We start from the raw sequence: 26,803 nt of genomic DNA, 5'->3' as shown, positions 1-26,803 counted from the left end.
GCACCTGCTGCCGCACCTGCGCTCCAACTGGACGACGTTCGCCCAGCGCCCGCACATCACCACCCCGGGCAAGAACCGCCAGCTCACCGCGCTGGGCACGCTGACGTCACATCCGGAGCCTTCCGCTACCGGCTCGGCCGCCGCAGCGCGGCCGACTTCCTGGCCCTGCTCCAGCCCCCGCTGGCGGCCTTCCCCACCGCCCCGGCGGTGGTGGTGCTGTGCGACAACGACTCCATCCACCACACCCACGTGATCCGCGACTTCGTCGCCACCTGCCCGGGCCGCACCCGTGGTACGGCGCCCACTCCAGCCCGCACGACAACCCCACCGAATGTGCCTGGGCCGCGCTCAAGGCGTTCCTCGCCAACACCGCCACCATCCGGCCCGGCCGCCGACGACAGGTGCACACCTTCTTCCGCACCCACTCACCCAGCCAACTCCTGACCACCGCAGCCCCCCCTGGACCAGCCCGTGATTCCCGACCAGTTACCGACAGAACTTCTGGATAGGCGCTTAGCGGAAGCAGCGGGCCGTTCACTCGGTCATGTCGGTTGCAGAGGTGGCTGCGCCATTGGTGCTTGGCCCGCCGGAAGGGCCGGAAAGGATAAGTCGGGGCGCGGCCGCGCGAGCAGGCCACGCTCGGTGAGGCGGAAGGTGCACCGCAGCTTCTGATGAATGTCCAGGCCCTGATGCCGTGCGCCGGGACGGAATGGGTAGAGGTTCCGCTCTGCCTAGTAGCACTCCACGGTACCCAGTACCGGAACCGATGGATGTGTCAGCACAACCCAACACGTCAGCGGGCAACAAGGTTTCCCGGCTCACAGCCCTATACGGGCTCTTCCTGCTGAGCTTCCCGCCTGCCCGCGGTAACGGTCAGCATCTCTGTCGAGAGCGATCATGGGAAGGCGAGCGCTGTGACGAGGGTGATGGGAAGAGGGCACGTTGTAGGCACTGTCAGCGCCGCGTGCGCCGTGACGGCCGGCAGTGCCCGTACAGAGCTTCGTCATGTCCCATAGATCACGATATTCGCAAAAAAGATTACCTGGAGGATTTCACCCTCTCGCCTGGATTGCCACCATTGATCAGATGAATCACCCTTTGCGCCCTTCAGCACCCATTGCGAATCCAATGAAGAACTTCCGCTTCCGTGCAATTTCCGCTCGCAAAACAAAGGGGTCGCAATCAGGCGCCACGTCGGTTACGATCTTGGACGACCACGCAAAATTTTGCATATAGGGGGAAATATGAAGGCTTCTGCGCTTAAGCCTTTCAACGCGGCGTCCGCCGCGACCGCCACTGCGACCGGCGGGACGCAGCCGGGGCGCTGACGCTCACCGGGGCGTACCTCGACTCGTCGACCGGCCCGCAGCTCGGCTGCCGACGCGGCCAGGAGCGAGGGCCAAGCTGCCGGCCATTTCGGACGGTCTTTACACGCGCACCATCCGGTCCTGGTCTGCAAGGGAACGGCCCCTCGAGCCGGTCCGGTGGCGTCTCGCCCGACGGCCCGGCCCGCAGTGCCGGGCCGAGCGGCGGGGTCAGCCGCCGAAGGTGAAGAGAAGGAAGACGAGGTAGAGCAGCGCCAGCGCGCCGGTCGTCAGTCCGGTCACGCATCGCGCCCGGTGAAGGCGCTTGGCGAGACCGAGGGCGCCGAAGGTGACGCCGAGGGCGCCGAACAGCACCGGGAAGGCGAGACCGACGTAGCCGACGATCACCGCGGTGATCAGGCCCAGGACGCCGAACACCAATGAGGCGTTTCCGTACAGGGCGGCGGGGCTGTCCGTGGCTCCGGTGGTCATGGTGGTCCTCAGCTGTTCGTCGTCATCGGCACATGCAAAGGGCTTGCGTGAAAGCGGCTCCCCCTTGACCAATGATCGCACCTCGCATGCCGTACGAGCCGACCGGCCCGTACGGACACTCGTCGCTGCTGATCAGCGCAAGTGGTCCACGTACACGTGTAACTACACAACGGGAGGAAACATGAAGCGACTGTCTGTGGTGCAGGCGGCTTCTCTGGCTGCAGTGCCGTTGGCACTGCTGGCGACCGGACTGCCGACGGCGGCGGCTTCCGATGACGACATCCGGCCGGAAGCCGCGGTGTTCTCCATATCCGCGCTGTCCGACGGCGACGTCGAGGACGTCACGGGGGTAAGCACCAGAAGCGCCACGAACCAGGTCCTGGACACGCAGGGCTTCGCCGTGATGCGGGCCGACTCGGGCGAGACCGCGGTCGTCGACACCTCCATGGAGCAGCAGGGAGTCACCGTCGCCTACGGTGACTCGTTCGTGGACCTGTCCTGGAAGGCCTACGCGCCGGACGCCCGCTACGTGGTTCTCCGGGACGGCGCGCAGGTGGCCGCCCTCGATGCGGGTGTGGAATCGTTCCGCGACACGCAGGTGGAGCCGGGAGCGGAATACGACTACCAGGTGGTGCCGGTCCTGCCCGAGGAGGGCGACGCACGGGCCCGGTTGTGGGGCGTGAAGGCGTCCGTTCCGGAGTCCGGTTCGCTGGCGCGGCTGCAGCAGCAGGCCGTGGCGCAGGCGAGCGCGGCGGCCGCGGCGAAGACGACCACGCTGTCCTGGATCACCTTCATCCCGCAGAAGAAGATCAACGCTCCCGCGACGGGATGCGACTACGGCAGCGGGTACCAGTTCGGCGGCGACGGCCACGCTGACTTCGACTGGAAGTCGAGCAAGTACCGTACCGCGCTGCACGCGACCGTCACCTGGAGCTCCAAGAAGGTCGCCGGCAACGCGTCCATCGGCGCCACCACGGTGTACAAGAAGAGCACCGGCAAGAAGGTCGCGACGAAGACCGCCAGCGCCAAGAACATGAGCGCCAAGAAGCTGGGCTCGGGCTCGAACTACGTGGACGTGCGGATGGTCACCCACGCCACCAACCCCTTCTGCAAGGGCCTGGGCGGAGTCAAGGGCGCCATCGACGGCGCGCTGACCATGCAGCTGACCAAGAGCGGCAACTACACCATCCGCTCCGGCAAGCACCGCCTGATGCCGAACCACTACATCTACATCTACGACGGCGGGAAGGTCACGAACGTCTACAAGCGCAAGTACGCCAACGTGACCTGCCTGATCGGCTCGGTCACCTGCGAGGAAGCCGACCTGACCGGTCGCCGCGGCACCTTCTGATCCTGCAGCGCAGCCGCCCGTCAGCACGGACGGCCGATGGCGGGGCCCGCCACGTGAGAGCGCGGCGGGCCCCGCTGCACCGCCGCCGAGATCACGGCACGGCTGCGCGTCGTAGGTGCGCACGGCATCCGTCAGGGTGTCGGCGCGGCGACGGAGGAACCCAGTCACGATTGGCGAGCCGCGCTCGTCTCGGCGCCGGCCGTTCCGGGAGCGGACGCGCCGGTGCGGTCCGGGCCCGACGGAATCGTCGTCCTCGGCGGACGTAACCTCGTCCTGTCGCGTACAGGCACTGAACGGGCAGACCTCGCGGCACCGGCGGTGGCGCGCGAGGTCGTCCGGGACTGACTTCGCCGGTCAGCCTCCAGCGCCACGCACGGGGATACGTCGCGATCGCCAACCGGACGGCATCTAGGAACGCTTGCGTCTGCCGCTCGACAGGAGAGGGCCCCTACCTGCTCAGCGCCTCCTTGTCCCCGTCTGCCGACATGCGCTTGATCATCTCTTGGCCTTTGCGGATGAGGCCCTTCCCCAGAGCCTCCGAGACCTCGGCGGACTCCTCACGGATAGCCTGGACAATCACCAGGACGAGGCGTTCTCGGGCGTGGCCCACGGCCCGCACCCGCCACCCCGACTGTCGCGCTGCACGACGCATCGCAGCCCGGATGAGCTCCATGCCTCCCAGCATCTCTGCGTCAGCCGGGTGGAGATTTGCCTGCAACGCCAGGAGTCGACGACCGCGCCGTCCTTCTCCTCCTTGGCGTAGGAGAAGCGGCCCGCGCCGTCGTGGCTGTAGGCCCGCTCGCGGCCGGTGACGTGGTCGGTGCTGGTGCGGATCTTGGAGCCGTCGGTCTTGGTGCCGTAGCCGTAGCCGTAGCCGTAGGCCAGGTCGACCAGGATGCCCTGGTCGGAGGTGACCTTGATGCTCTTCGGGCGGCTGGAGTCGTCGACGTCGACCTTCTGCACCGTGCCGCCGGGGTAGGTGGTCGTGGTGCGTACGTCGTTGTTGTTGTACTTGTACGTCGTCACCGCGCCCTGGGGGTCCTTCAGCTCGGTGAGCTTGTTGACCTCGTTCCAGGTGTAGTCGGTCCTGCCGGCCGGGTCCTGGTAGTAGTCGACGTTGCCGGCCGCGGTGTAGGCCAGCAGGGTCTGCGAGCCGTCCTGGAGGTGGCGGACGGTCTCGCGCTGCAGCGGGTCGAAGTCGTACTTCACCGTGCCCGTGCCGTCGGTGCGCTGCACCAGGTTGCCGTCGCCGTCGTACCAGTAGCGCACCGTGTCGTTGGTGGAGGACACCGTCGTGATGCGGTCACGGTTGTCGTAGACGTACACCTTCTTGATGCCGCGGGCGTCGGTGATGGTCTCGGTGCGGCCCAGCGCGTCGTAGGTGTAGGTCGTCTCCCCCAGCGGCGAAGGGGCCTTGACCCTCTTGAGGTTGCCCTTGTCGTCGTAGGTGAAGGACGTGGTGACCGTCTTGGAGCTGGTCATCTTCGTCTTCTGGGTGCAGCGCTGGCCCTCGAAGCCGCCGCACTCGGGGGTGGACTTGTTGTAGGTGTAGGAGACGTCGCCGCCGCCGGTGCCGGCCTGCGCCACCGACATGGTGTTGCCGGCCGTGTCGTAGGTGAACTCCGTCTTCTCGCCGTCGGCGTTGGTGGAGTCCTCGGGCACGTCGGCGCCGGCGATGGTCTGCCAGTTGTTGACCGTCCTGCCGCCGGTGGGCGCGGTCACCGTCTCCACGTTGTTACGGGTGTTGAAACCGTAGTCGGTGACGTTGCCCGGGGTGGTGCCCGAGCCCATCGCGTCGGTGGCGGTGTCGATGTTGTGGTTGGCGTCGTACTTCGTGGAACGCGTGCGCTCCAGCGCGTCGGTGACCTCGGTGACCTGGCCGTCCCCGCGGTCTTCCCCGTCACCGGCGCCATCCGGGTCTGCGTCCCGCCCCGTGGCGTGGGCGCAGGGTCGTTTGTCCTGCCCTTCCTTCGCCGGCGCACCCTCCTGCACAGCATCCGCTCAGCGACCCGCTTCGCCGACACCGGCGCCTCGATACCGCACTTGGCCGCCGCCCGAGGCGCACGGTTCCTGCGCTCCAGCATCCGCCGCTTCCCCGCCCTGCTCGTCACCTGACGTTCGATCGTCACTGCTGCGGCGAGGAGCAGCCGGCCGACGACGTCGTTCAGCTTCGTTTTCACGGCACCCCCTGAAGGTCACAGCCGCGCGAGCCCGACAGTCCACGCTCAGGCGGACGAGGGCGGGCTGCAAGAGCGCAGCGAGGCGCACGCAAAGTGCCCCCCGTGGTCCAAGGGCGGACATGAGGGGCGCACGGGGCGGAATGAAGCGGCCTGTCCGCCGGCTTCGTCTTCTTTTTGCCAGTTGCGCGGCCGGAGCGTTGAACACGGTGACCTACTGCTCGGCGGCCCTCAAGCAGGACGGTTCCGCCAGAGGCGAGCGGTGGACATGGTTGAATCTCCCGTCTCGCCCCTTGGGGCGGGGAGACGAAAGAGGCGCACCTCCGGCTGCCGTACCGATGAGGTGCGCCTCTTGCTTTGCCATCCTTTGTCTGGCCCCGCTCCGGAGAGCCGGGCATGCTGGGCAGTGCTGGCGTCTCGTGACGGAGGACGGCAGCGCCAGGGGCGGCCGCCTGTGCCTGAGCTTTCTGCTCCGGCCGCCCCGGCCCGCCCTGGAGTCCGCCGTCCCGCGGGTCAGCCATGCGGATGCTCCGGCAGTCGAGCAGACCCGCATCGTGCAGGGAGCGGCCGCCGGTGGGCCGCAGCTCCGCGAGCGTCTCCAGCAGGTCGTCCTCGGTGTCGAGCAGGATGTCGACGTACCCCGCACCGCAGGCGCACGGCACGACCGGAGTCAGGGCGTCGCGGGCGCCGCTCGGGTCGGCGCGCACGGTGTGGTGCAGCCACACTCCGCCGCCCGAGAAGTGACCGCTTTACGTACCTCGACGGTCGTCTATTTCGATGGAGAGGTGTTGCCACGACTGGGTCAGCCGTGCCAGGTCGTCGAACGTGGTGCTGCCGGCGGTACGCAATGGCTCGTCCGGGAGAAAGTGCACGGTGGTCCCGGTCGTGAGGTCATCGGCGATCGGTCGCAGGTCAGTAGTGGGCACGCCGTGTTCGTACCGCTGGGTCCAGGAGCCGTTGAGGCGGCGGTTGGTGTGGACGAGCCACGTGCTGAGAGCGGCGACGACAGACATACCACGGCGAATGTGTGTGTCGGGGAGGGACGGCGCATCGGGGTTGTCGAAGAACCGGAGGTCCTTCGTTGCCATGACCGGCTTCTTCACGATGTGCCCAAGCTCATCGAGGCGTGTGTCGGTGCCCCGTCCGTTGTCGGCGACGGCCACCGAGCCGTCTGAGTGGAGGGTGATCCGGCAGAGGCCGCCGTGGCCGGATTCGGCCTCGTCCGCCACATAGGCGACGACTTCCAGGGTCAGGTGCAGGATGCCGCCGGGGGCGAAGGCGGCTGAGTTCTGGCGGATGTACTCAAGATGGTCGAGGTCGACGGTGCCGGCCCAGTCGTGAGTCGTGTTGCGCCAAGAAGCCCTGGGGGTGTCCATCCGAGAAGTATGCGGGACCGCGATCACGGGCCAACGACGAGTGTCAGCGAGAGCATTCGGGCGCGATGTCCCGTTTCATTACTGATTCGTGCAACCGCCGAGCTGAGGTTCGTTTCGGGCGCGCCGAGGTGTGTGGCAGACGGTCGCGCTGCGCAAGGAGGAGCGGTGAGCGGAGCGGAGTTCTACCCCCAGGACGCCTCGGCGCGCGCCTCGTGGCGGCTGGCGGTGTCGATGGGCGCCCATGCACGCACCTACAAGTTCGCTCTCGGCCAGGCCCTGCTGGAGTTCGGCCGGCAGGGGCAGGAGGCGGTGCCGCTGGCGGAGTTCGCCGCCGCCTACGCTTGGATGTCGACCAGGGTTTCGACGTGGAGGTCCGCCGGTGCCTCGGCCGGTTGCCGGACGAGCCGCTTGGCCCAGGTCAGGAGGTAGCTCTGCGCGAGTACCGGAATCCGGTGGGCTGGCCAAGTCCAGACTGACGATCACTGAACCGGCGTTCTTGCTCATGTCCGCCAGGGCTGTGTTCGATCCTTTGATCATTTCCTGCGCAAAGCCCCCTACGGCGTACCCGGGACATGCGAAGGCATTCCCACAGCTCGTCGCCGACACCGACGCTCTACAGCACGCCTACGCCCTGAGTGGCACGGTGCGCCGCCACCACGCCGGCGAGGCCGCGCACCTGGACGCCAAACCTTTTTCACGACCTGCCGCCGGGAGATACGCCGCCTGCGCAAACTGGCTCAGCGCGACGCCGAAAACCGCCCGGCGCAGCAACCTCGCTCGGTTCACAGTCTGTGAACCGACCGCGGCAGTGCTGATCCTTGTTTCCGGACCAGAGGTGTCACGGCCGGGACGGCTCAGGCGAAGTCGGGTGGTAGCGCGGATTCGGTTTGCCGAAGGCTGCGGAACACCGCGGGGGTCGTCCATCCGCGCAGCGTGGCATGGATCGTCGAGCGGAATGCGGTCTCGGCCGTGGCGGCGCCGAGCGCCCCGGCCAGTTCGAGGGTGACGAGTCCGTGCAGGGTCGCCCAGATCGACAGGGCGATCGACGTCGCTTCGCCGGTGAGGACGGACGCCGCCAAGGCGCGATCGATCGCTGCGAGGTGCGGACGCATCGGATCGCTGGCACCGACCTCCCCCGACGGGTCGAAGGACTGCACACCACCGAACAGCACCGTGTACAGATGGCTGTGCTCGCGCCCCCACTGACGGTAGGCGACGGCCAGTGCGTAGAGGTCGGCGAGAGGGTCCGCGGAGGTCGGCACTGCCGACAGCTCCTGGAACAGGCCGGCGACGGCTCTGTCGCGCACCGCACCGATCAGCCCGTCCTTGCCGCCGAACAAGGAGTACACCGCCGTCGTCGACGCCTCGGCGGCGGCGGCCACGGCGCGGACGGTGACCGACTCCCGTGGACGGGTGGCGAGCATCTCGGTCGCGCACACCACAAGCCGCTCTTTGACGGTCTCGTCGTTCGTTCTGGGCCTACCCACGGCCGGCAGTCTACCCTCTTTGATAACGTCGTTTTGAAACAGAGTTCTGAAACTGTCGGAGGTCCGCCGTGCCCACGTACGCCATCCGTCCCGTCCGCTTCATCACCCGCTTGTCCCTGGCCCTGGCCGCCGTCACGGCGCTGGTCGTCGTCTTTCTCGTACTGATCGCCCTCACGGACGGAGCGGGCTCGGGACTCGCCGCATGGTCGACGACCTTCGGGGTCGGGACTGTCCTCGCGATGCGGCGGGGTCGCCGCCACGCTTGGCCGGCGCGGCTCGTACCGCTTCTACCGGTGATGGTTGCAGCAGCGTTGACGGCGACGGTCTGTGTCCCGACCGCGCCGACGGCCCGGAGCTAACCGTCCGCCCTGCCGTTCGTGGCCACGCAGCACTGGCGCCTGGCCACAGGCAGCCAGGTGGCGGTGTACCACTACCCGCCCACGGACCCCAGCACCCGGCATTCCATCCCGTTCGTGTACCTCAACGGCGGACCCGTCCGTGGCATCTCGATCCTCGATCACCGGTTTCTGCAACTCCTGGCACGCCAGGGCCACGACGTCTACGCCTACGAACAGGCCGGAGGCGGACGAAGCGATCTGCTCCCCATGAGGCAGTACACGATCTCCAGGTCGGTCCGCGACCTCGCCGCCTTCGTCGACCGCCTGGACAAGGGAAGGGTCGACGTCCTCGGTTTCTCCTCGGGCGGGGTCCTGCTCACCCGGGCCCTGGCCGACCCGCGTATCGCCGCACGCCTGCACCGGGCGATCATCGCCGAGCCCGGTCCCATGGACGGACCCACCGCGCGCATCACCGGGCACAAGGGCCGGGAATCCGCGCGCGGCCTCGCGCCGGCCGTGTCCGGACCGCGTTCGACGCACGTTCCCCGGTATGCCGTGGCGTTCGGCCTCATGAGACTCGGCCTCCTCTCCCCCGACACCGGACTGATCGGACAGGCCGAAGGCGACAACGCCTTCACCGCCGCGGACCTCGGCAGCGACACCGCTTCCGCCTACTGCGCGCGCGACGCGCACCGCATCCCCGTCGAGGACACCGCGGAGAACTTCTCCTTCAGCCCCGCCGCCGGCCTCCGCATCCAGCAGACGGTCAAGGACTCCCCCTCCATCGCCCCGCACCTGAGGCGCTCCCGCACCCCCGCGATGCTGATGATCGCCGAGTGCTCGTCCCAGGTCCGTCACTGGGCGACCGCCGTCCTCGCCCATGACCCCGCGATCCGGCGCACGCAATACATGCCCCGGGTCGGACACCACATGTGGAACGGCCTCGACGACAACAACGACCGGGCCGCCGCCGTCATCACCGCGTTCCTTCAGGACGAGCCGGCGCCCCTGCCTGACTTCCCGACCCGCGACGAGATCCCGGCGTTCCTGCGCGACCACGGATAAAGACGTCGCAGTCCGCCGCCGGCAACGGCGGGCGAGACCCTGAAGCCGCCCGGACCCTGCGGCGGGCGCAGCCAAGAACGGCCTCCCGGCCCGGAAAGCCGCAGGGATCAGCTCAACGACCGGCAGGAGCTATGTCCGCCGCATGGCCCTTCTGGGAGCGGGGGGTCTTGGCGCCGACCTTGCCGGGTTCGATGGTGCGGGGGTCGACGGCTTCCCCGGGAGCGCCGACGACGTAGGGACCCGTGGGGTCGTTGGGGCGGTCGTGCGGCAGGAGGAAGAAGGTACGGCGGGCGAAGAGACCGCTGTCGGGGTCGCGGTCGGCGTCGGCGGCGAGGTTGGTGTAGCCGATGATGCGGCCGTCGCGTTCGTAGCGCGGCTTGCCGCGCCGGGTGTTGACCTTGTCCAAGGCCTGACGGACGTAGTCGAGCCTGCCCGGGTCCTCCAGCCAGACGACTTCTGCTTCATCGGTGAGCTGGCTGTCGCTCAGCAACGAGCTCATGGCCGCAGACCTCCCTGGTTCGCTTCGGCCGGCCTCCGGCCTGCGGGTGCACAGTGCGCACCGCTCGGGTCGTGCCACGTGGGGCGCGGTGCGAGGCCGTGATTTTTATCGTAAGGCTCGTTGCCCGGGTACCCCAGGCTGCTCCACGCCGTCATACGGGCCTGCCCGGGGGCGTCGTGGCGAGTCCTGTCCCGGTCTCCTGCGGGGCGGTGTCGGCGAGCAGGGCCAGGCCGGGGTAGAGCTTCTTGTCGTTGTTCTTGATCATTTCGGCAGGGGAGGCCAGGCCGAGTTCCTGGCGGACTCGGCTGGCGAAGGCGCGGGAGGTGGCCGGGCGGATGCCCTCGTCCGAGCACCAGCGGCCGTAGGTCTCGTACAGCAGTTTCTGCTCGACCCGCAGGTCGGGATTGGAGTGCCCGTTGCCGCCGCGGGTGCAGCGCTCGGTGATGAACCGGCCGATGTGGTCCTCGGTCTTCTCGTACGCCTCGGTGGCCAGGCGGACGGAGGCGGGGCCCGTGAGGGGGTCGCGGGTGGCCAGGTAGCGGCGGGCGCCCTCGATCAGCCAGTGCAGGATGCCCGGTCCTTCGTCGCGGACCAGTTCGGCGGCCAGGTTGTCGATCTTGCGGTCGTCGGGGACCTTGCGCTCGAAGGGGATCAGGCGCATGCGGCGCCAGAACGCGTAGCCGCCGGTGCCGACCTCGGGGCGGTGGTTGCCCAGGAGCCAGAGTTTGTGGGTGGGGGTGAAGGTGAAGAAGTCCTGCCGCATCCGCCGGGCGGTGATCGCGTCACCGCCGGTGAGGAGCTTGACGCGGGACTCGTTGAACTTGTCGTTGGGCTTGAGCTCGCTGCACACCACGATGCGCCGGCCGTGCAGCTCGGTCAGCTCGGTGGAGTGCTCGGTGAACTTGCCCTTCTCCATCAGGAAGCCGGGCGGGGCGGCGTTGGCGTACTCGCCCAGGACCTGCATCATCACGTCCAGCAGGACGCTCTTGCCGTTGGCGCCGGAGCCGTAGAGGAAGGGCAGGATCTGCGCGCCGACGTCGCCGGTGACGGAGTAGCCCAGCAGCAGGTGCAGAAAGCCGGTGGTCTCCCGGCCCTTGTCGTCGTCGCCGAAGGTGTCCCGCAGAAATGCCTCCCACCGGGGGATGGGCATGGGCAGCGGGCCCACGGTGGTGGCGCGCGAGTGCATGTCGGTGAGCGGGTCGGGTTTGCGCAGCTCGCCGGTCCTCAGATCGACGACGCCGCTGGGGGTGCACAGGGCGTAGATGTCGCCGTCGAGGACGTCCGGGTCCAGGCTCAGGCCGGGGGCGGCCTGAGCCTGCTGCAGCAGGGCCTTCATCCCGGCGGTGGACTGGGTGCGCCGGCGGTGGGCGGCCAGCTCCCGGTCGGAGAAGACACCGGTCACATCGGTACGGGGCATCTGCTCGGCCATGTCGCCTGCCGCCCACACCGCGGCCTTCTCGCCGCCGGTGCGCCGCCAGCGGTACTGGTCCCAGCAGTACCAGCCCAGACCTTCGATGTGCCGGAAACGGTCGCTGTACAGGCGCGCGAACAAGCGGGCGTTGCCCCGGTCGGTGAGCTCCCCGGGCAGCAGACCCGCTGCCCGGCCTGCCGGGGCGGCAGGCTCGACCACCTGGAGGGGCCGGGTGGGGAAGGACGGCTGGCCGGCGGCCGGGGCGGGACCGAGGTCGAGGCTCTGCTGCTGATGGATCTGCTCGGCGGCGGCCACCGCGTCGAAGCGGGCGGGCTCGGGGCTGCTCATGAGCGTCCTTTGGGATGGAACGGGCGCTGGGCGCCGGCGGACAGAGCGGACTCGATGATCTCGGCGTTACGGCGTTGCTGGTGCGGCCGCGCCCTCTGGGCTGCCTGCAGCAGCAGCTCCCGCGCCTCCTGCTCGCCGAGGTGACCGCCGGGCAGGAGCCCTCCGGCGGTGAAGGCGGCGCGGTTGAGCTTCTCTGTGAAACCCGCGCCTTCTGCGACCACTGCGCAGGCGGCGACCTCGGCCAGCAGGGGCTCCAGAACGCGTCCTGCGGCCTTGGGAGCCCGGCGTCGGGCCCGGCCGCCGGGCGTGGGCCCGGACGGGGAGGGCTCTGCGGGCACAGAGGTGGGGACATGGCCGGTGCGGGCGAGTTCGGCGGCCAGCCACTGCGGGAGGTCCGCAGCGCGGCGGGCTGTGCCGATCGGGGTGTAGGTACCGGCAGTGGTGCGGGTGGTGGGGGCGACGATATAGCCGTTGTCGGAGCGCACGTCGACCTGCCAGGCCAGCGCCACCTTGGGACTGGAACCGGTGGAGGAGCGGTAACGGATCTCCGGGTGGGGATTGCGGTACCAGATGTGCATGCCTCCGGACGGCGTACGCACGCGCAGCGTCCGCTCGTCCTCGGCCGGGCTGGGGCGGCCGCGCAGCGCGGCCAGCAGCGCCAGGGTGTCGAAGCCGGTGGCCAGTCCGGTGAGGTCGACCTGCTGTCCGATCGGGATGCCCGGCAGCAGGCGGGAGCGGTCGGGAACCTCGGCCGCGTGCGCGTCCACGTCGATGACGACCAGGTCCGCCGGCCCGCAGGACACCCCCACTCCCCAGCCGGGGTGCGCGGACCACCACGCGTCGATGCGCTCGTCCGAGACGGTCGCGGCATGGAACCCGTGGCACCATCTTCCGGCCGGGATGCACGGGCAGTCGGCGGGAGCGTGCCGCTGTTGCCGACAGGGCTCGCAGTTGGCAACGGGAGTCTTGTGCCCGGCGGCCAACGGGTGGACGGGCCAACCGTTGCGGGCGCACCAGCGGGCCACGGCATGGCTGCTCACAGGCCCCGTCGGGGCCGTGGAACGAGTCGCAACCGGGCCGGGCACTAGGCGTCCTTCGGGTCTTTCACCGCCGTCCTGCTCAGCCCCTTCACCGCGGCGGCGACCAGGTCGGGTCCGCGGCTGACGGGACTGACGGGACTGAGATTTTCACTTGCGGCACAGAGATTAGCGCACCGGGGTTCGCCGCGAACGGTACGCCCGTCGTGCGTGTTGGAAGTTCGGTCCCGTCGGCCCCTTCGTACCTGCCGGGGGCGGCTCGGCGGAGCCGGGCGGCGGCTTCAGTCCCGCGCTCTGCTTCGGTCCCGTTCGGTCCCGTCCAAAGAAACCGCAGGTCAGAGTCTTATCGGTCAGGAAGTACGGGACTGACGGGACCGAAGGCGCCAGTTATGAGCTGCACAGCACTGGTCCTACGGTCATACCTTCACGCGCGCATATGCGCGCGCCTGATGGACATAACTAGCAGGGTCAGTCCCGTCAGTCCCGTGGTCTGCATCGATATACCGTCTGACCTGCTGTTTTGTCCCACGGGACTGAACGGGACCGAAACGGGCGCCGTCGCTTCGGTCCCGCCCGCCTGTGAGGTGGGGCAACCGAGGAAGACGGTCCCGTCAGTCCCGTCACGCATCGGCAGGACGGGCTGCCGCGCCCGTCTGCGAGACAGCGGGGACGCCCGACTGCGGGCAGCGGTCGGCGACAGCACTGCCGCGTCGTGGGTCGTTGTCGCAGTGGCGGCCCGAAGGAAGAAGCAGGACCCATGAGAGTCCGGCTCTTTCCCGCCGCCACGCCGGCCGGCTCACGACCGTGCACTCCCCCGCCAGCCCCTGGGGAACCTGACACCACTTCGCCGCCGGGGATCCTGCGCAGTGGTCCGGACGCAGCGGTGGACGAGGAGCGGTCATCCAAGCTCTTTGCCCCGCAGGTAGGCTCCCGCCGCCGCGGCGGTCGCGGCGGCCGCGGCGGCTTGGTCCGCGGCGTCTTCGTCGAGGGGACCGCCGCTGGTCAGGAGGCGGTAGTAGAGGGGTGCGGAGACCGCGCGGATCACCTCATGGGTGTCGGTGCCTTCGGGTACCTCGCCCCGGTCGATGGCCTGCTGGACGCAGGGGGCCCACTCCGTGACGCGGACGTCGTAGAAGTGGTGCAGGGCCTCGGCTGTCTTCGCCTCGCAGGTGGCGGCCGCGATCACGGCCTTGAACAGCGCCCCCTGCCGGGGATCGGCCAAGGTGCGCTGCACGAGCCGGGCGTTGGCCCTGAGATCGCCGAGCAGCGAGCCGGTCTCGGTACGGGGCAGGGACTGCTCGGCCATGTCCGCCAGCAGGTCGGCCACCAGGCCGGTCGCCGTTCCCCAGCGGCGGTAGACGGTCGTCTTGCCCACTTCGGCGCGGCGCGCGATGTCGGCGAGGTCCAAGTGGGCAAAGCCCCGCTCGGCCAGGGCGTCGCCGGCCGCCCGCAGCACCGCGGTCCGTACCCGCGCCGTGCGCCCTCCCGGCCGGACGCTTCCCGGCTCCGCACCATCCGAACCCATAACGGAACTCCAGTTTCATTAATCGCTCGCGCCTGCTACCTTGAGGACCCCATGTTAACGGGACTATAGAACCGTTAGTTGGTCGGCGGAGAAGACGAGGAGCGGCCATGGAATACAGGCGACTGGGTGCGTCCGGGCTCAAGGTCCCCGCGCTGAGCTTCGGCGCCGGCACCTTCGGAGGCCGAGGCCCCCTGTTCGGCGCCTGGGGCACCACCGATACGCGAGAAGCACGCCGTCTCGTGGACATCTGCCTGGACGCCGGGATCACGATGTTCGACACCGCCGACGTCTACTCCGGCGGCGCGTCCGAGGAGGTGCTGGGCGAAGCGATCAAAGGCCGCAGGGACCAGGTGATCGTGTCCACCAAGACCGGCCTGCCGATGGGTGACGGCCCCGGCGATGCGGGCTCCTCCCGCTCCCGCCTGATCACCGCGTGCGAGGACGCGCTGCGCCGGCTCGGCACCGACTACATCGACCTGTTCCAGCTGCACGCCTTCGACGCCGGTACGCCGATCGAGGAAACCCTGTCCGCGCTCGACGATCTCGTACGTGCAGGAAAGGTCCGCTACCTGGGAGTCTCCAACTTCTCCGGCTGGCAGGCGATGAAGTCCCTCGCGATCGCGGAAAGGTACGGCCACCCGCGCTACATCGCCCATCAGGTCTACTACTCCCTCATCGGCCGTGACTACGAGTGGGAACTGATGCCTCTCGGCATCGACCAGGGCCTGGGCGCACTCGTCTGGAGCCCGCTCGGCTGGGGACGGCTCACCGGAAAAGTCCGCCGCAACCAACCGCTCCCCGCCGGCAGCCGGCTGCACCACACCGCCGACTACGGCCCGCCGGTCGACGACGAGCACCTCTACCAGGTGGTCGACGCCCTCGACGAGATCGCGCAGGAGACCGGCAAGGCCGTTCCGCAGATCGCCCTCAACTGGCTGCTGCAGAAACCGACCGTGTCCTCCGTCATCATCGGCGCACGCAATGAGGAGCAGCTCCGTCAGAACCTCGGTGCCGTCGGCTGGGCACTCACACCCGACCAGATGGCGACACTCGACGCGGCCAGCGGCAAGGCCGCGCCCTACCCGTACTTCCCCTACCAGCGCCAGGAAGGCTTCGCCCGCCTCAACCCGCCGGTAAGCACTCTCCCGCCCCCGACCGCTGCCTGAGGCCGACTTCAGGCAGCCGGAGCCGCCGATCGTGCGCCTCGGGTTCACACTGACGGATGCAGCGTCGTCCCCTCCCTGTGCGAACCCGGGACAGCGGAGACGACGGCGCCTCGCTCCCCCTGTCCGTCGACACTGCCACCGATCATGACAACGGTGCCTCACGCACCGAGGAACAGCGAGGAGCAGGACAGAGCCGTCGTACACCCGGCACCTCAACCGCCCAGGACGCTCGGATCGATGCGTGCGAGGCGCCCGGGGTCGTTGAGTATGTCGATGGCCGTGATTCTTCCGCCCTGGATCGTGAACGCCATGACCGACACCACGCGGCCGTCCGCGACCGCGACCATGCCGGGCGCGTCGTTGACCAGCACAGCCTGTCCGGTCTGCGCGGAGCGGGCGAAAGTGATCGCCTGGGAAGCGACATCGGCCGCACCGCGGCGGACCAGGCCGGGACGCTGCCTGCCGCCGTCGGAGCGGGCCACCACATCGGGGTCCAGGACAGCCAGGAGGGCGTCGAAGTCGCCGCCGCGGGAGGCGGTGAGGAAGGCGTCCACGATCTCGCGCCGACGGGTCGGATCCGTATCAGGAGGGGGCGCGGCACCGTTGACCCGGCGGCGGGCGCGGCTCGCCAACTGCCGGGTGGAGGCGTACGTGCGGCCGAGAACAGGCGCGATCTCGTCGAAGGGTATGGCGAACAGGTCGTGCATGACGAACGCCAAGCGCTCGGCGGGAGTAAGGGTCTCCAGAACGACCATGAGCGCGATACCGACCGAGTCGGCGACGAGCACCGCGTGTTCGGGGCTTGAGTCATACCGGGCTGCTGATGATCGGGTCGGGCAGACGGACCTGTCCGGCCTGGTCGTGCAGCGGCTCCTCTCGTCTCGTGGTGCGGGAGCGCAGCATGTCCAGGCATATCCGGCCGACCACCGTGGTGAGCCAGCCCCCCAGATTCTGAATGGCCGTGACGTCGGAGCGGCTCAGTCTCAACCACGCTTCCTGCACTGCATCGTCGGACTCACCGAGCGAACCGAGCATCCGGTAGGCCACCGCCCGCAGATGGGAGCGGTGCTCCTCGAAGCGCCGGGCCAGAGATTCGTTCTCGCTCACCTGTCACATCCTCGCGTCGTGATCCGTCAGTGCGGTGACGGAAGCCGACCGGCCCGTGTGACAAGCGGCAGGCCGTGCGTGATGTGGAGGAGACGACGATGGAAGCACGTTCGATCACCGCGGAGGCCCCGACGGGTCCGCGTAGCGCTCATCGCCAAGCCGGTACCCGGACGGTCGTTCACCGATCCATGGACATGAGGCCGACATGGACATGAGGCCGATCGAGCAGGGAACGGCTCCGGGGCCCTGACATGACGTGCCGCCCGTCTCAGGTCATGCGGGCCCCGGACGTCGGCGGGCCGGCCGGAACGACTCGCGGCGTGTCGGCGATGAGCCCTGGACAGGTCGCACCGGCGGTCCTCGTACCCAGGATCGGGTGGCTCGGAATGTGAGCGTAAGCCGCCTGCCGACGGCCAACACCACGAGCCGTCCATGGTGATACCGGCCAGGAGCGCGTGTTCAGTTGTTGTCCGCGGACAACAACTCCAGCACTCGGCACAGGTGCCGCCAACCACTCGCTTCTTCGTTGTCCGCGGACAACAAAACACAGCAGACATGCCCTCTATGCGCCTCCTACACCTGGCAAGGTGAGTAAGGTAGCGCCATGACTGCCCCGTACAACCCGAGCGAGCGGGAAAAGGTAGTAGCCAAGCTACCCTCTGACCTCCGACGAGAGCTCAAGGTCCGCGCCGCCGAAGTAGACACGGATATCCAGGACGCCGTCACCCAAGGCGTCGAGGCCTGGCGCAAGGCGAAGAACCGCCCCGCCGTCGACACCGCCGGTGGGACGTCCTTCGCCACCTACCTGCCGACCGGGCTGTATGACAAGCTCAAGAAGGACTGCAAAGCCCGCGGCCTCTCGTACAACCAGGGCATCGCTCAGGCGATCCGGCTGTGGTTGGACAAGCATCCCTCGCCGCGTCCGAAGCCGGCACGCGTGACGGGGGCCCGGCGCATCGTCTTCGGCAACCAGAAGGGCGGGGTCGGCAAGACCTCGGTCTCCGCCGGAACCGCGCAGGCTCTCGCCGAGTCCGGCCACCGCACCCTCCTGATCGACTTCGACCCGCAGGGCCACCTGACCAAGCAGCTGGGACACCCGCTGTTCGACATCGACGCTCCCAGCCTCGCCAAGCACATGCTCGGCGAGGCCAAGGGAGAATTGGCCGAGCTGCTGGTGCCGATAAAGGGCGGCGACTTCGAGGACCACCTCTGGCTGCTGCCGGCCTGCAAGGACGCCTTCCTCCTGGACGCGAAGCTCGCCACGAGCCGAACCGTGCGCATCAAGGAGACCGCTCTGGAGAAGGCGCTTGAAGCGCTGGAGCAGGACTTCGACTACATCCTGGTCGACTGTCCTCCGAGCCTGGGCTACAGCATGGACACCGCCCTGTACTACTGCCGAACGCGAGAAGGCGAAGAGGAGAGCACGTCGGGCATCGTCATCCCCGTGCTGGCGGAGGACTCCTCCGCGGACGCCTACGACATGCTCTACGACCAGATCCAGGACCTGGTCGAGGACATGGAGATCGACATCGCCCTGCTCGGTTTCGTCGTCAACATGTACGACAGCCGCAAGGGCTACGTGGCCACGTCCTCCCTCGAGGAATGGCAGAAGTTCGGTGAGCCGCCGGTGCTGGCCATCGTCCCGGAGTTGAAGGACCAGCGCGAGGCCGTCCGCGTGAAGCAACCACTGCTGGTCCATGCCGCCTACGGCGAGCAGGCAGAAGTAATGCGCACCATTGCACGGAGGATCAGCGGATGAGCGTCGCCGACCGGCTGGGAACCGGATCGTCCTTCAGTCACGCCCCCCGGGGACGCAGCGCCCGGGGCCGGGCCAAGGCGATCACCCAAGGAGACGTTCCCGCCTACGAGCTGGTGCGTCTGCACTTGAACGAGGTCTCCCCCACTCCCCTCAATCCTCGCCGCAATTTCGGTACGGACGAGGAGAAGACCCGCTTCGGCGAGGAGCTGCGCCATGTGCAGCTCGCGGCCTGCGTGGCGGTCTCCCGCGATGCCTATCTGGCGCTGTGGCCCGAGCATGCGGACCGGATCGGGAACGCGGCCCATGTCCTGGTCAACGGTGAGCGCCGGTACCACAGCGCTTCCCACGTGGGCCTGGAGGCACTGGACTTCGTTGTCCGCGACGACCTCGCCAAGACACGGGAGGAGTTCATCAACTACCTCCTGCAGGAGAACCTCGAACGCGAGGACTTCGACGTGATCGAGCGCGCTCGTGGTGTGCAGCAACTCGTGGAGGTGTGCTCGGAACAGGCCGGGCGTGGTGCGCGGGCTCGCGCGGCGGAGCGGCTGGGCAAGGACCGATCGTGGGTGACCAATCAGCTGGCGCTGCTGGAACTGCCGGACGAGATCCAGGCGATGCTCAGCGCCGGCAGCCTGCCCGAGCGTGACGGGCGTGCGTTGGCCCGCTACGCCAAGGACAACCCCGGCCTGGACGCTGCGGGGCTTTTGGAGCACCTGAAGTCCGTGAAGGAGGCCGCTGCCCGGGCGAAGGCGGATGAACGCGCACAGTTGCAGGCCTTGCGCCGGACCGAGGACGAGCGCGGCTCGTTGTCCGCGGACAACGAAGCACCGGACGCGGAACCTCCGGCGGCAGCGGAGCCTGCGACGGCGGCAGAGCCTGCGGCACCCCGTGCAGCAGACGATGCGGACTCCCCCGGTACGTTGTCCGCGGACAACAACACTCCCCTTCGACCGGCTGACGACGGATCTTCCGCCGCTACTCCCCCGGCCGTCGCCGCATCGTCCGGTTCGTTGTCCGCGGACAACAACGAAGGCGGTGACGCCCAGCAGGACGCTGCTCTCCCCAAGCAGCAGCGCAACCCCGAGGCGATCACGCCTGCTCCGCAGAGTGCCGATGAGGCGGACTCCAAGGGTGAGCAGGCGGCATCCGGCCAGCCGAAGAGGCTGCCGTACGACAACGCCCCGTACGTCGTCCACCACCTGTACCGGAAGATGGATGCTGACGTATTCACCCAGGGCGCGCGTGTATGGATGCAGCTGCTGCGTGAGAACCACCCTGAGGAGTACAACGCTCTGCTGCAGGATCTGGCACAGCCTGAGCAGCAGTCGACCTGATCGACAGCACATGAGGGCCTGGTCATCCTGCGCAGGGAACGGCAGGACGACCAGGCCCTCGTATGGTCTGCGGATCGGACTGCTCTGCTTCTGGCGACAACTTCCCCCGGCCCAGGCTCTCCGCTAGGTGATGGAGGCAGAGAAGCAGGCGGCGCAGGTTCCTCTGGTTTGTTGTCCGCGGACAACACCATCGGCATCTGATCGGGTGTGGTTGTACGCCGCTCCCCGTCGCTGTGTCTGCTTGCCGCTGTATCGGCCGGTTCGTTGTCCGCGGACAACATGAGCGGTGCACTGCCGGAAGGGTGCAACCTGATGCTGTCGGCATGGGAGAGCCTGGTGGGGCTTCGTTGTCCGCGGACAACAAAGATGGTGTCCGGTCAGCAGGCGGTGTCGCTTTCCTCGTTGTTCCCTCAACTGCCAGACGGCTCAGTCGGCTCGTTGTCCGCGGACAACAAACCGGGGAGTGATGCTCAGCCCGATGCTGCGTGCTGCCTATGTCAGCAGCGCAGTACCGATGCGCTTTCGGCCATCCGTGGGGCTGAAGACCGGCAGCCTCCGAGCCGGGGGAGTGGGGGAGTGGGGGAGAGCCGGGCATGGAAGACAGCCCTCCGGACTGCCACCGCTTGTTCGTACTGCCGCTCGGGCATGACCTTGCCATGGCGGATGCTCTCACTTCTGTTTGTTGTAGCGGTCGATAGCGGCGAAGAAGGTCTCCACGAGGTGACTCGGCATGGAGTACCCCTGCACCTTTCCGAAGCCGGGCCCCTGTGCCCGGATCGGCGCCTGCATACCGGCCGGCCACCAGCCCTCCCGTACGCCCCGCTCCAGTACTCGCTTCAGGGCGCCGCTGTGCCCTCGCAGACTCCCACCGTCCGTACGGAGTTCTTCATCACTGACGAACCCTGAGTTGGACACGGCACCGAGGACGATGTCTTGGGCCCGCTGTGGAAGCGTCCGGTAGTACTGCAGGGCACGGTCGATGGTCCACGTCGTGTCGATCTCCACGTGGGCGGCGTACTCCTGGAGGAGGGCGAGAAGCCGGTCCTGGAAGTCGCCGCTGGGTTCTTCGATGGTGATCGTGATGCGCAACATCGCTCCGTAGCAATAGACGTTGTTAGCCCTGCTTCTAATGAGTGGAGAGGGTACCGAGACTCCTCCGTAGTCGGCGGGAGGACTGCGCCGCTCAATCGGGCACTGCCCTCCCGAAGCCGCAGCGCAACGCTGACAGAACCACAACACTCACTCCGCAGGCTGCCCGTCGACGAACCGGGTGCTGATGACGGGACGAGCACGGGACGGCTGGAGACGCTGACGAATCGGTAGGTTCTGTGCTGACGATCAACGCGGGGGAGGGGAGGACCATGGTGACAGCGACGGCGCCTGCCACGGTCGCGAAGCGGCCGTTCATCCAGCTCGGGTATTGAGTCCGCCCAGTACCATCTCAATCTCCCGAGCCGATCACCACGTAGTGCTGCGCGGTGCCCGAAAGGCGAAGCGGTGCCGTCGCGAACGGAACGCGTCTCCGGGCCCGATGAGTTCCTGACGCAGGACGTCGGGCTCGAGGCCGTGCGGCACGATCCGCTGTGCGACCTTTCCCCACCGCTTCGCCCGCCGCCTGCCGCACCCTGCCGCGCGGTCCGGCCGCGGACTCCGCGGCGGACAGCTGAACGGCGGGCACACCGCGGACGACACCGATTACCGGGCAGGCAGCCGCATCACTGGAGTGCCGATCGAGCACCTCTGGCCCCGGGACGCCCTGGTTGCTCAGCCACGCGCCCCGGTCGCGCCCGGCTCGCAGAGCGGCTGCGTCTGCGGCTGCCGGAGGACGCGGCGCTTGCCGCACAGCGCGCCCTCGCCGACAGCCTCGCCGCCCACGCTCGACAACTCGACAACTCGGGAACTCGGGATCGAAGTCGCTTCGGTCCGCGGCTTCGGCACCGCGGTCACCGATGTCCTTGCGCCGCGCCCGCGCATCTGCCGGGACCGGCGCGACGACACCCACGAAGTGCTCCGCAAACTCGCCGTCCGCCTCATCGCCCACAGACATGTCCAACAGCTTCACCAGCGCCTTCAACAGGTCCGGGACACAGCTGAAGAATTCCTCAAACGGCGTCTTGAGGTTCCTTTTGGACCCCGCTGCCAGTGTTCTTCCCGTCCAGCCGACCGGCCGGCGCAGGGGAAGGCACCGGCTCGCCACGGGCTCGGCGCCAAGGCTTCGCACACGTCACGCTTCACCGCGGTGCGAGCGCACGGTGCACAGGCCACTCTCCCAACCGGCGGCACAGGACGACAGCCCGATCCGTTGTGTACCACCCGGCCCAGGGAGAAGACCGCCATGTTCGCCAAGACCGCCCGCACTGCGCTCCTGCTGACCGCGAGCTCCGCCCTCATGATGACCGCGACGTCGACCGCCTCCGCCGCCACCGCACAGGACCTGGTGAAGCTCAACCAGGCCAACTTCGCCAAGAACGCCTGCAGCACGAACAGCCACGGCGAGGTCGGCTTCTACAGCAGCTGCACGGGAGCCGGCGGCTCCCCCGAGGCGTGGTGCGCGGACTACGCCAAGTGGCTGTGGGCCAAGACGGGAGCCCAGGTCGACGGCCTGACACCGGCGGCCGGCAGCTTCTTCCTGTACGGGCAGAACAAGGGCACCCTTCACACCGACAAGAGCTATGTGCCCAAGGTCGGCGACGCCGTGGTGTTCAACTACCTCGGCGGAGGCAGGGCCGATCACGTCGGAGTGGTCGTGCAGGTGTACGCCGACCGGACCATCCAGGTCACCAACGGCAACTTCGGCGGCAGCAACGCCGCCACCTCGACGGTGTCGTACAGCAAGGGCTACGGTCAGGTCGGCAGCAGCATCTTCGGCCAGACCATCAGTGCCTTCGTGTCCCCGGTGGGTCTGGAACAGGACGTTCCCGCTCCGCCCACCCCCCGCGTCCTGGCCGTGCAGAACGGTGTCCTGTACGCCCAGGAAGGCGGTCCGCAGACCAGCTGGACCTCGCTGACGGAGAACGTCAAGGCGTACAAGGCCACCAGCGACCGCATCGGCGTGATCAACCAGAACGACCAGCTGCTCGTCAAGGAAGGCGGCCTGAAGGCCGAATGGAAGAAGATCGCGGACGACGTGGTCGACTTCGACCTCGACGGCGACGTGGTCGGCGTGCTGCAGCCGGGCAACGTGCTGCACACCAAGACGGGCTCGCTCGACGCCAAGTGGCACACCACCAACGGGGTCACCGCGTTCGACCTGGACACGAACCGGGTCGGCGTGACGACCACGGACGGCAAGTTCATGGTCCAGGAGGGCAGCCTGGACGCCTCGTGGCAGCACCTCACCGAGGGCGTGTCGTCCTTCGACCTCGACGGCGGCCGGATCGGCGTGCTGCGCGGCAGCAAGCTGTCGGTCAAGGACGGCGGTCTGAAGGAGCGCTGGTACGACACCGACGGCATCTCCCGGTTCTCCGTGTCCGGCAACCGCATCCTCGCCGAGCACAACGGCAAGCTCGTCCTGCAGGAGGACGGCCCGCAGAGCACCTGGAAGACCGTCGCCAACGGCCCGATCGGTGACTTCGAAGTCAGCGGCGACAGGATCGGCATGATCCAGAACGGCAGCCTGTACCTGAAGACCGGCGCCTACGACGGTCCCTGGTACCAGACGTCCAACGTTTCCGGATTCGACCTGTCCTGACCCTCCGAAGGGGCTCGGCCGGCACCCGACCGGCCGGGCCCCTTCACGCGTCCACCCGCGGGAACACCCCGTCCACGGAGCCGGAGCCGACAGCTCACACCTTCGTGCCGGGCACGCAGCGCCGCTGCGTGCCCGGCACGAAGGTGTCTTGTTTTGGCCCACCAGCCACACCTGGCTTTCACCCCACCCGGGTTACATTGAGGCGACCGCGGGGGGTGGCATGGAGATCCGCATATTAGGGCCGGTCGAAGCCGTGATCGACGGACGCCCGATTGCCATCAAGGGACCCAAGGCGTGCACACTGCTCGCCATCCTGGCCATGTACACGGACCGGACCGTCTCGCTGGACGAGCTGGTGGACGCCCTGTGGGACGAGGACCCGCCGGAGCAGGCGCGCAGCTCCCTCTACACCCACATATCGGCGCTCAGACGGGCCATCGCGGGCGGTGCCGCGTCACTGCGCCGCAGCAGCGGCGGTTACCAGCTCGCGGCCCCCGAGGACCAGGTCGACCTGCACGTGTTCACGCGCGATGCGGCCGCAGGCCGGGCAGCGCTCGCGGACGGCGATCTCGAGGAGGCCGCCTCCCGGCTCACCGCGGCGCTCGCCCTGTGGCGCGGCCCGGCACTGGGCGGAGCGCGCGGAACCTGGGCCGAGGGCGAGCGCGCCCGGCTGCGGCAGTCACAGCTGACCGCCCTGGAGGACTGGGCCGAGGCCCACCTGGCGATGGAACGCGGCGAAGCCGTCATTCCCGCACTGACGGCGGCGGTCGGTGAGCACCCGCTCAGAGAGCGGTTGCGCGGCCAGCTCATGCTCGCGCTGCACCACACAGGCCGCCAGGCGGAAGCGCTGGCCTGTTACCACGAGGGCCGACAGGCGCTGCTCGAGGACCTGGGCGTGGACCCCGGCCCCGCCCTGCGATCCGTTCACGAGCGCATCCTGCGCACCGAGCCGAAGAGCCCGGCCCGCGTCCCGGCCGAGACCGCATCCCGTCCCAGCCAGCTTCCGCGCAACATAGCCGATTTCACCGGACGGACAGCACAGGCCGGGCACCTGGTGCGACAGCTGACCGAGACATCCGACACACTGCGGGTCTGCGCGGTCTTCGGCCAACCCGGCGCGGGCAAGTCCACCCTGACCACCCACGTCGCACACGCCGTACGCACCCACTTTCGCGACGGGCAGCTGTATGCGAACCTGCGCGGTGTCCACGCCGTACCCGCGGACACCGGTGAAGTGCTCGCCGGATTCCTGCGCGCCCTGGGAGTGGCCAAAACAGCGATCCCCGACGACACCGACGAACGCGCCCGGCTCTACCGCTCGCTGCTGGCCGAACGCCGTGTACTGGTCCTGCTGGACGACGCACGAGACGAACGCCAGGTCCGCCCGCTGCTGCCCGGCGGCAACTCGTGCGCGGTACTGGTCTCCAGCCGTGAGCGCATGGGCGCCCTGGACGGAGCCGTCCACACGCACCTGCCCGTGCTGGACGACGACGAAGCTCTGGAACTGCTCAATCGCGTGGTCGGTGACGAACGCGTGGCGGCAGAACCCCGTGCGGCCGAGGAAATCGTACGACTGTGCGGGCAATTGCCACTCGCCGTGCGCATCGCGGGCGCCCGACTGGCCGCCAGACCGCAGTGGCAACTGTCACGGCTCGCGGAGCGCCTGAGAGTACAGTGCCGGACGCTGCAGGAACTCACCCTCGGCGACCTGGAAGTGCGCAGCAGTCTGGCCTTCAGCTACGACGGCCTGGCACGGCGCGAACGCACGGCCCTGCGGCGGCTGGGACTGCTCGACGTCAGCACCTTCGGCGGCTGGCTCGTCGCCCCGCTGCTCGGCTGTTCGCCGACCGACGCCGAAGAGATCGTGGAACGACTGGTCGACGCCCAACTGGTGACCCTCATCGGGGAAGAAGGCGGTTTCCTGCGCTACCGCCTGCACGATCTGACCCGCGTGTTCGCACGACAGCAAGGCGAGGCGGAAGAGACAGAGGACGAAGTACTGGCGGCCTGCACCCGGGCCGCACAGACCTGCCTGGCCCTGACGGAACTGGCCGGCCGAAGCATCCCGCACGCCGGCTTCGACCAGCCGACCAGAGCCGACACCGACCCCTTCGTCGACGACTGCGCCGTCACCGAACTGCTGGCCGACCCCGAGGCATGGTTCGATGCCGAGCAGACCACGCTGATCGGCATCGTGGAACGGATCAGCGAACTGAACCTGACGGACATGGCCACACGGCTGGCAGCCGGCCTGTGCGCATCCCACTTCTCCGTCCGCAACCAGTTCACCCAGTGGTGGCGCACCCACGCGGCCGCACTGGCAGCCGCTCGCCGAGCCGGTGACCGCGCGGGCGAAGCCCGGCTGCTGTCCGGCCTGGGATGGCTGCGATACGAACAGGACCGGTTCGACGAGGCACAGACCTACTACGACCAGGCCATCAAGGCGTTCCGCGACAGCGGCGACCGCCACGGGGAAGCGACCACCCTGCTGTCGCTGAGCACCGTGCAACGAGAACGCGGTGAACTGGCGCGGGCACGATCCTCGATCGACTCGGCCCTTCCCTGGCTGGAACAGCCGGCCCACATCGCGCAGGCGGCCCACGGCCTCGGCCGCGTCCTCACCGAACAGGGTGAACTCGAGCAGGCCCTGAGCGAATGCGTGCACGCCCTGCAGCTCTACCGGCGCCTCGGCGACCGGCGCGGGGAGGCCATCACGCTCCGGTCGGTATCCATCGTCCACCGGGCCGCCGGCCGCCTCACCGAGGCAGCCGAGCACGCCGAAGCCGCCGTCGGGATCCTGCACGACCTGGGCGACCGCCTCATGTACGCCTACGCGATCCAGGCCCTGGCCAAGGTCCGCATTCGCCAGGGGCTCGGCGACACCATGCGCCACGAACTGCTGGAGTGCCTGCGAACCTGCAACGAAATGCAGGACGGCTTCGGCCAAGCCCTGACGCTGCGCACACTGGGCGAACTCGACCTTGCGACAGGCCGCCCGCAGCACGCAATCGACCATCTGAACCGCTCGCTGCAGTGGTGGACTGCACTGGACCTGCCGACCTGGCAGACGCGAACACTGCGGGACCTCACGACCGCTCGCGCGGAACTGGCGCGGTCGGGCAGGACCGCGAACACCCGACCGGAAACAAACGAACCGAGAGAGGGGACCTCCTTCACCACCCGGCAGCCGGGATGCCGGTGACGCCTCGGACACATTCCCAGCCCAGGGCACGTCCGGGCCGCCATCGGATTCACAACGGTTCATGTTCGAAGCGATGAGTCTTTGCAGCGGCGTCGTGCACCAGGGCGCCTCCGACCGCCTCGCCGTGCTCCTGC

At 68.5% G+C, this 26,803-nt stretch carries 17 protein-coding genes and 2 pseudogenes; 9 read left to right on the top strand and 10 right to left on the bottom strand.

Translation table 11 applies throughout. The features are described 5' to 3' along the window. A pseudogene (locus IE271_RS43590) lies at positions 1-475 on the top strand (transposase); the annotation flags it as partial. A 1,060-nt stretch (positions 476-1,535) separates the two neighbouring features. On the opposite strand, the gene IE271_RS18810 reads toward IE271_RS43590, so the two are convergent. Further along, positions 1,536-1,796 (bottom strand): hypothetical protein, encoded by a 261-nt coding sequence (locus IE271_RS18810; protein ID WP_190191506.1) that lies wholly within the window; start codon positions 1,794-1,796, stop codon positions 1,536-1,538. 181 nt (positions 1,797-1,977) lie between these two features. Here IE271_RS18810 and IE271_RS18805 point away from each other — a divergent pair, with 181 nt between their 5' ends. Further along, the gene (locus IE271_RS18805) at positions 1,978-3,147 is read left to right on the top strand and encodes a hypothetical protein (protein WP_190191505.1); all 1,170 of its coding nucleotides are present in this window, start codon (positions 1,978-1,980) and stop codon (positions 3,145-3,147) included. 576 nt (positions 3,148-3,723) lie between these two features. Here IE271_RS18805 and IE271_RS18800 read toward each other — a convergent pair. Both IE271_RS18800 and IE271_RS18795 read right to left on the bottom strand, forming a co-directional pair. After that, complete coding sequence (locus IE271_RS18800) at positions 3,724-5,139, bottom strand: RHS repeat domain-containing protein (protein WP_190191504.1); 1,416 nt, start codon at positions 5,137-5,139, stop codon at positions 3,724-3,726. 934 nt (positions 5,140-6,073) lie between these two features. Next, entirely contained in the window at positions 6,074-6,700 is a 627-nt protein-coding gene (locus IE271_RS18795) for an ATP-binding protein (protein WP_229919411.1), read from the bottom strand. Between the two features lie 165 nt (positions 6,701-6,865). Between IE271_RS18795 and IE271_RS18790 the strand changes: the two genes are divergently transcribed. Further along, complete coding sequence (locus tag IE271_RS18790) at positions 6,866-7,129, top strand: hypothetical protein (RefSeq protein ID WP_190191503.1); 264 nt, start codon at positions 6,866-6,868, stop codon at positions 7,127-7,129. Positions 7,130-7,554: 425 nt separating this feature from the next. Here IE271_RS18790 and IE271_RS18785 read toward each other — a convergent pair whose 3' ends face one another. Next, positions 7,555-8,187 (bottom strand): TetR/AcrR family transcriptional regulator, encoded by a 633-nt coding sequence (locus IE271_RS18785; RefSeq protein WP_190191502.1) that lies wholly within the window; start codon positions 8,185-8,187, stop codon positions 7,555-7,557. A 377-nt stretch (positions 8,188-8,564) separates the two neighbouring features. Between IE271_RS18785 and IE271_RS18780 the strand changes: the two genes are divergently transcribed. Then, a complete protein-coding gene (locus IE271_RS18780) occupies positions 8,565-9,590 on the top strand; it encodes an alpha/beta fold hydrolase (RefSeq protein ID WP_229919410.1) in 1,026 nt (341 codons plus the stop codon). 112 nt (positions 9,591-9,702) lie between these two features. Here IE271_RS18780 and IE271_RS18775 read toward each other — a convergent pair whose 3' ends face one another. The 4 genes from IE271_RS18775 to IE271_RS18760 form a co-directional block, all read right to left on the bottom strand. Next, entirely contained in the window at positions 9,703-10,089 is a 387-nt protein-coding gene (locus IE271_RS18775; RefSeq protein WP_190191501.1) for a DUF6009 family protein, read from the bottom strand. A gap of 151 nt (positions 10,090-10,240) precedes the next feature. Next, on the bottom strand, positions 10,241-11,848 hold the full coding sequence (locus IE271_RS18770) for a DNA primase family protein (protein ID WP_190191500.1): 1,608 nt from the start codon (positions 11,846-11,848) through the stop codon (positions 10,241-10,243). Beyond that, positions 11,845-12,873, bottom strand: coding sequence for a bifunctional DNA primase/polymerase (locus tag IE271_RS18765; protein WP_190191518.1), 1,029 nt, complete (start codon positions 12,871-12,873; stop codon positions 11,845-11,847). Before IE271_RS18765 ends, IE271_RS18770 begins: the two co-directional genes overlap by 4 nt. Before the next feature lie 910 nt (positions 12,874-13,783). Beyond that, a complete protein-coding gene (locus IE271_RS18760; protein ID WP_190191499.1) occupies positions 13,784-14,410 on the bottom strand; it encodes a TetR/AcrR family transcriptional regulator in 627 nt (208 codons plus the stop codon). A gap of 107 nt (positions 14,411-14,517) precedes the next feature. On the opposite strand from IE271_RS18760, the gene IE271_RS18755 reads away from it, so the two are divergent. After that, positions 14,518-15,576, top strand: a complete 1,059-nt coding sequence (locus IE271_RS18755; protein WP_190191498.1) for an aldo/keto reductase — start codon at positions 14,518-14,520, stop codon at positions 15,574-15,576. Positions 15,577-15,788: 212 nt separating this feature from the next. Here the strand turns inward: IE271_RS18755 and IE271_RS18750 are convergent. Beyond that, positions 15,789-16,683, bottom strand: a pseudogene (locus IE271_RS18750) (sigma-70 family RNA polymerase sigma factor). Positions 16,684-17,287: 604 nt separating this feature from the next. Here IE271_RS18750 and IE271_RS18745 point away from each other — a divergent pair. Continuing rightward, complete coding sequence (locus IE271_RS18745; RefSeq protein ID WP_190191497.1) at positions 17,288-18,442, top strand: ParA family protein; 1,155 nt, start codon at positions 17,288-17,290, stop codon at positions 18,440-18,442. Then, positions 18,439-19,776, top strand: a complete 1,338-nt coding sequence (locus tag IE271_RS18740; RefSeq protein WP_190191496.1) for a ParB/RepB/Spo0J family partition protein — start codon at positions 18,439-18,441, stop codon at positions 19,774-19,776. The genes IE271_RS18745 and IE271_RS18740 overlap by 4 nt, the downstream gene beginning before the upstream one ends. A 669-nt stretch (positions 19,777-20,445) precedes the next feature. On the opposite strand, the gene IE271_RS18735 is transcribed toward IE271_RS18740, so the two are convergent. Then, a complete protein-coding gene (locus IE271_RS18735; protein WP_229919409.1) occupies positions 20,446-20,868 on the bottom strand; it encodes a hypothetical protein in 423 nt (140 codons plus the stop codon). A gap of 1,243 nt (positions 20,869-22,111) precedes the next feature. Here IE271_RS18735 and IE271_RS18730 point away from each other — a divergent pair. Both IE271_RS18730 and IE271_RS18725 read left to right on the top strand, forming a co-directional pair. Next, on the top strand, positions 22,112-23,467 hold the full coding sequence (locus IE271_RS18730) for a CHAP domain-containing protein (RefSeq protein ID WP_190191495.1): 1,356 nt from the start codon (positions 22,112-22,114) through the stop codon (positions 23,465-23,467). 220 nt (positions 23,468-23,687) lie between these two features. Then, positions 23,688-26,669 (top strand): AfsR/SARP family transcriptional regulator, encoded by a 2,982-nt coding sequence (locus tag IE271_RS18725; protein WP_190191494.1) that lies wholly within the window; start codon positions 23,688-23,690, stop codon positions 26,667-26,669. The last annotated feature ends 134 nt before the right edge of the window (positions 26,670-26,803 follow it).

Origin of the sequence: Streptomyces minutiscleroticus (assembly GCF_014650875.1) — a bacterium.
GTDB lineage: Bacteria > Actinomycetota > Actinomycetes > Streptomycetales > Streptomycetaceae > Streptomyces > Streptomyces minutiscleroticus.
Note: the sequence above shows the minus strand (reverse complement) of the source record. Positions and strands in the feature narration are given on the sequence as shown.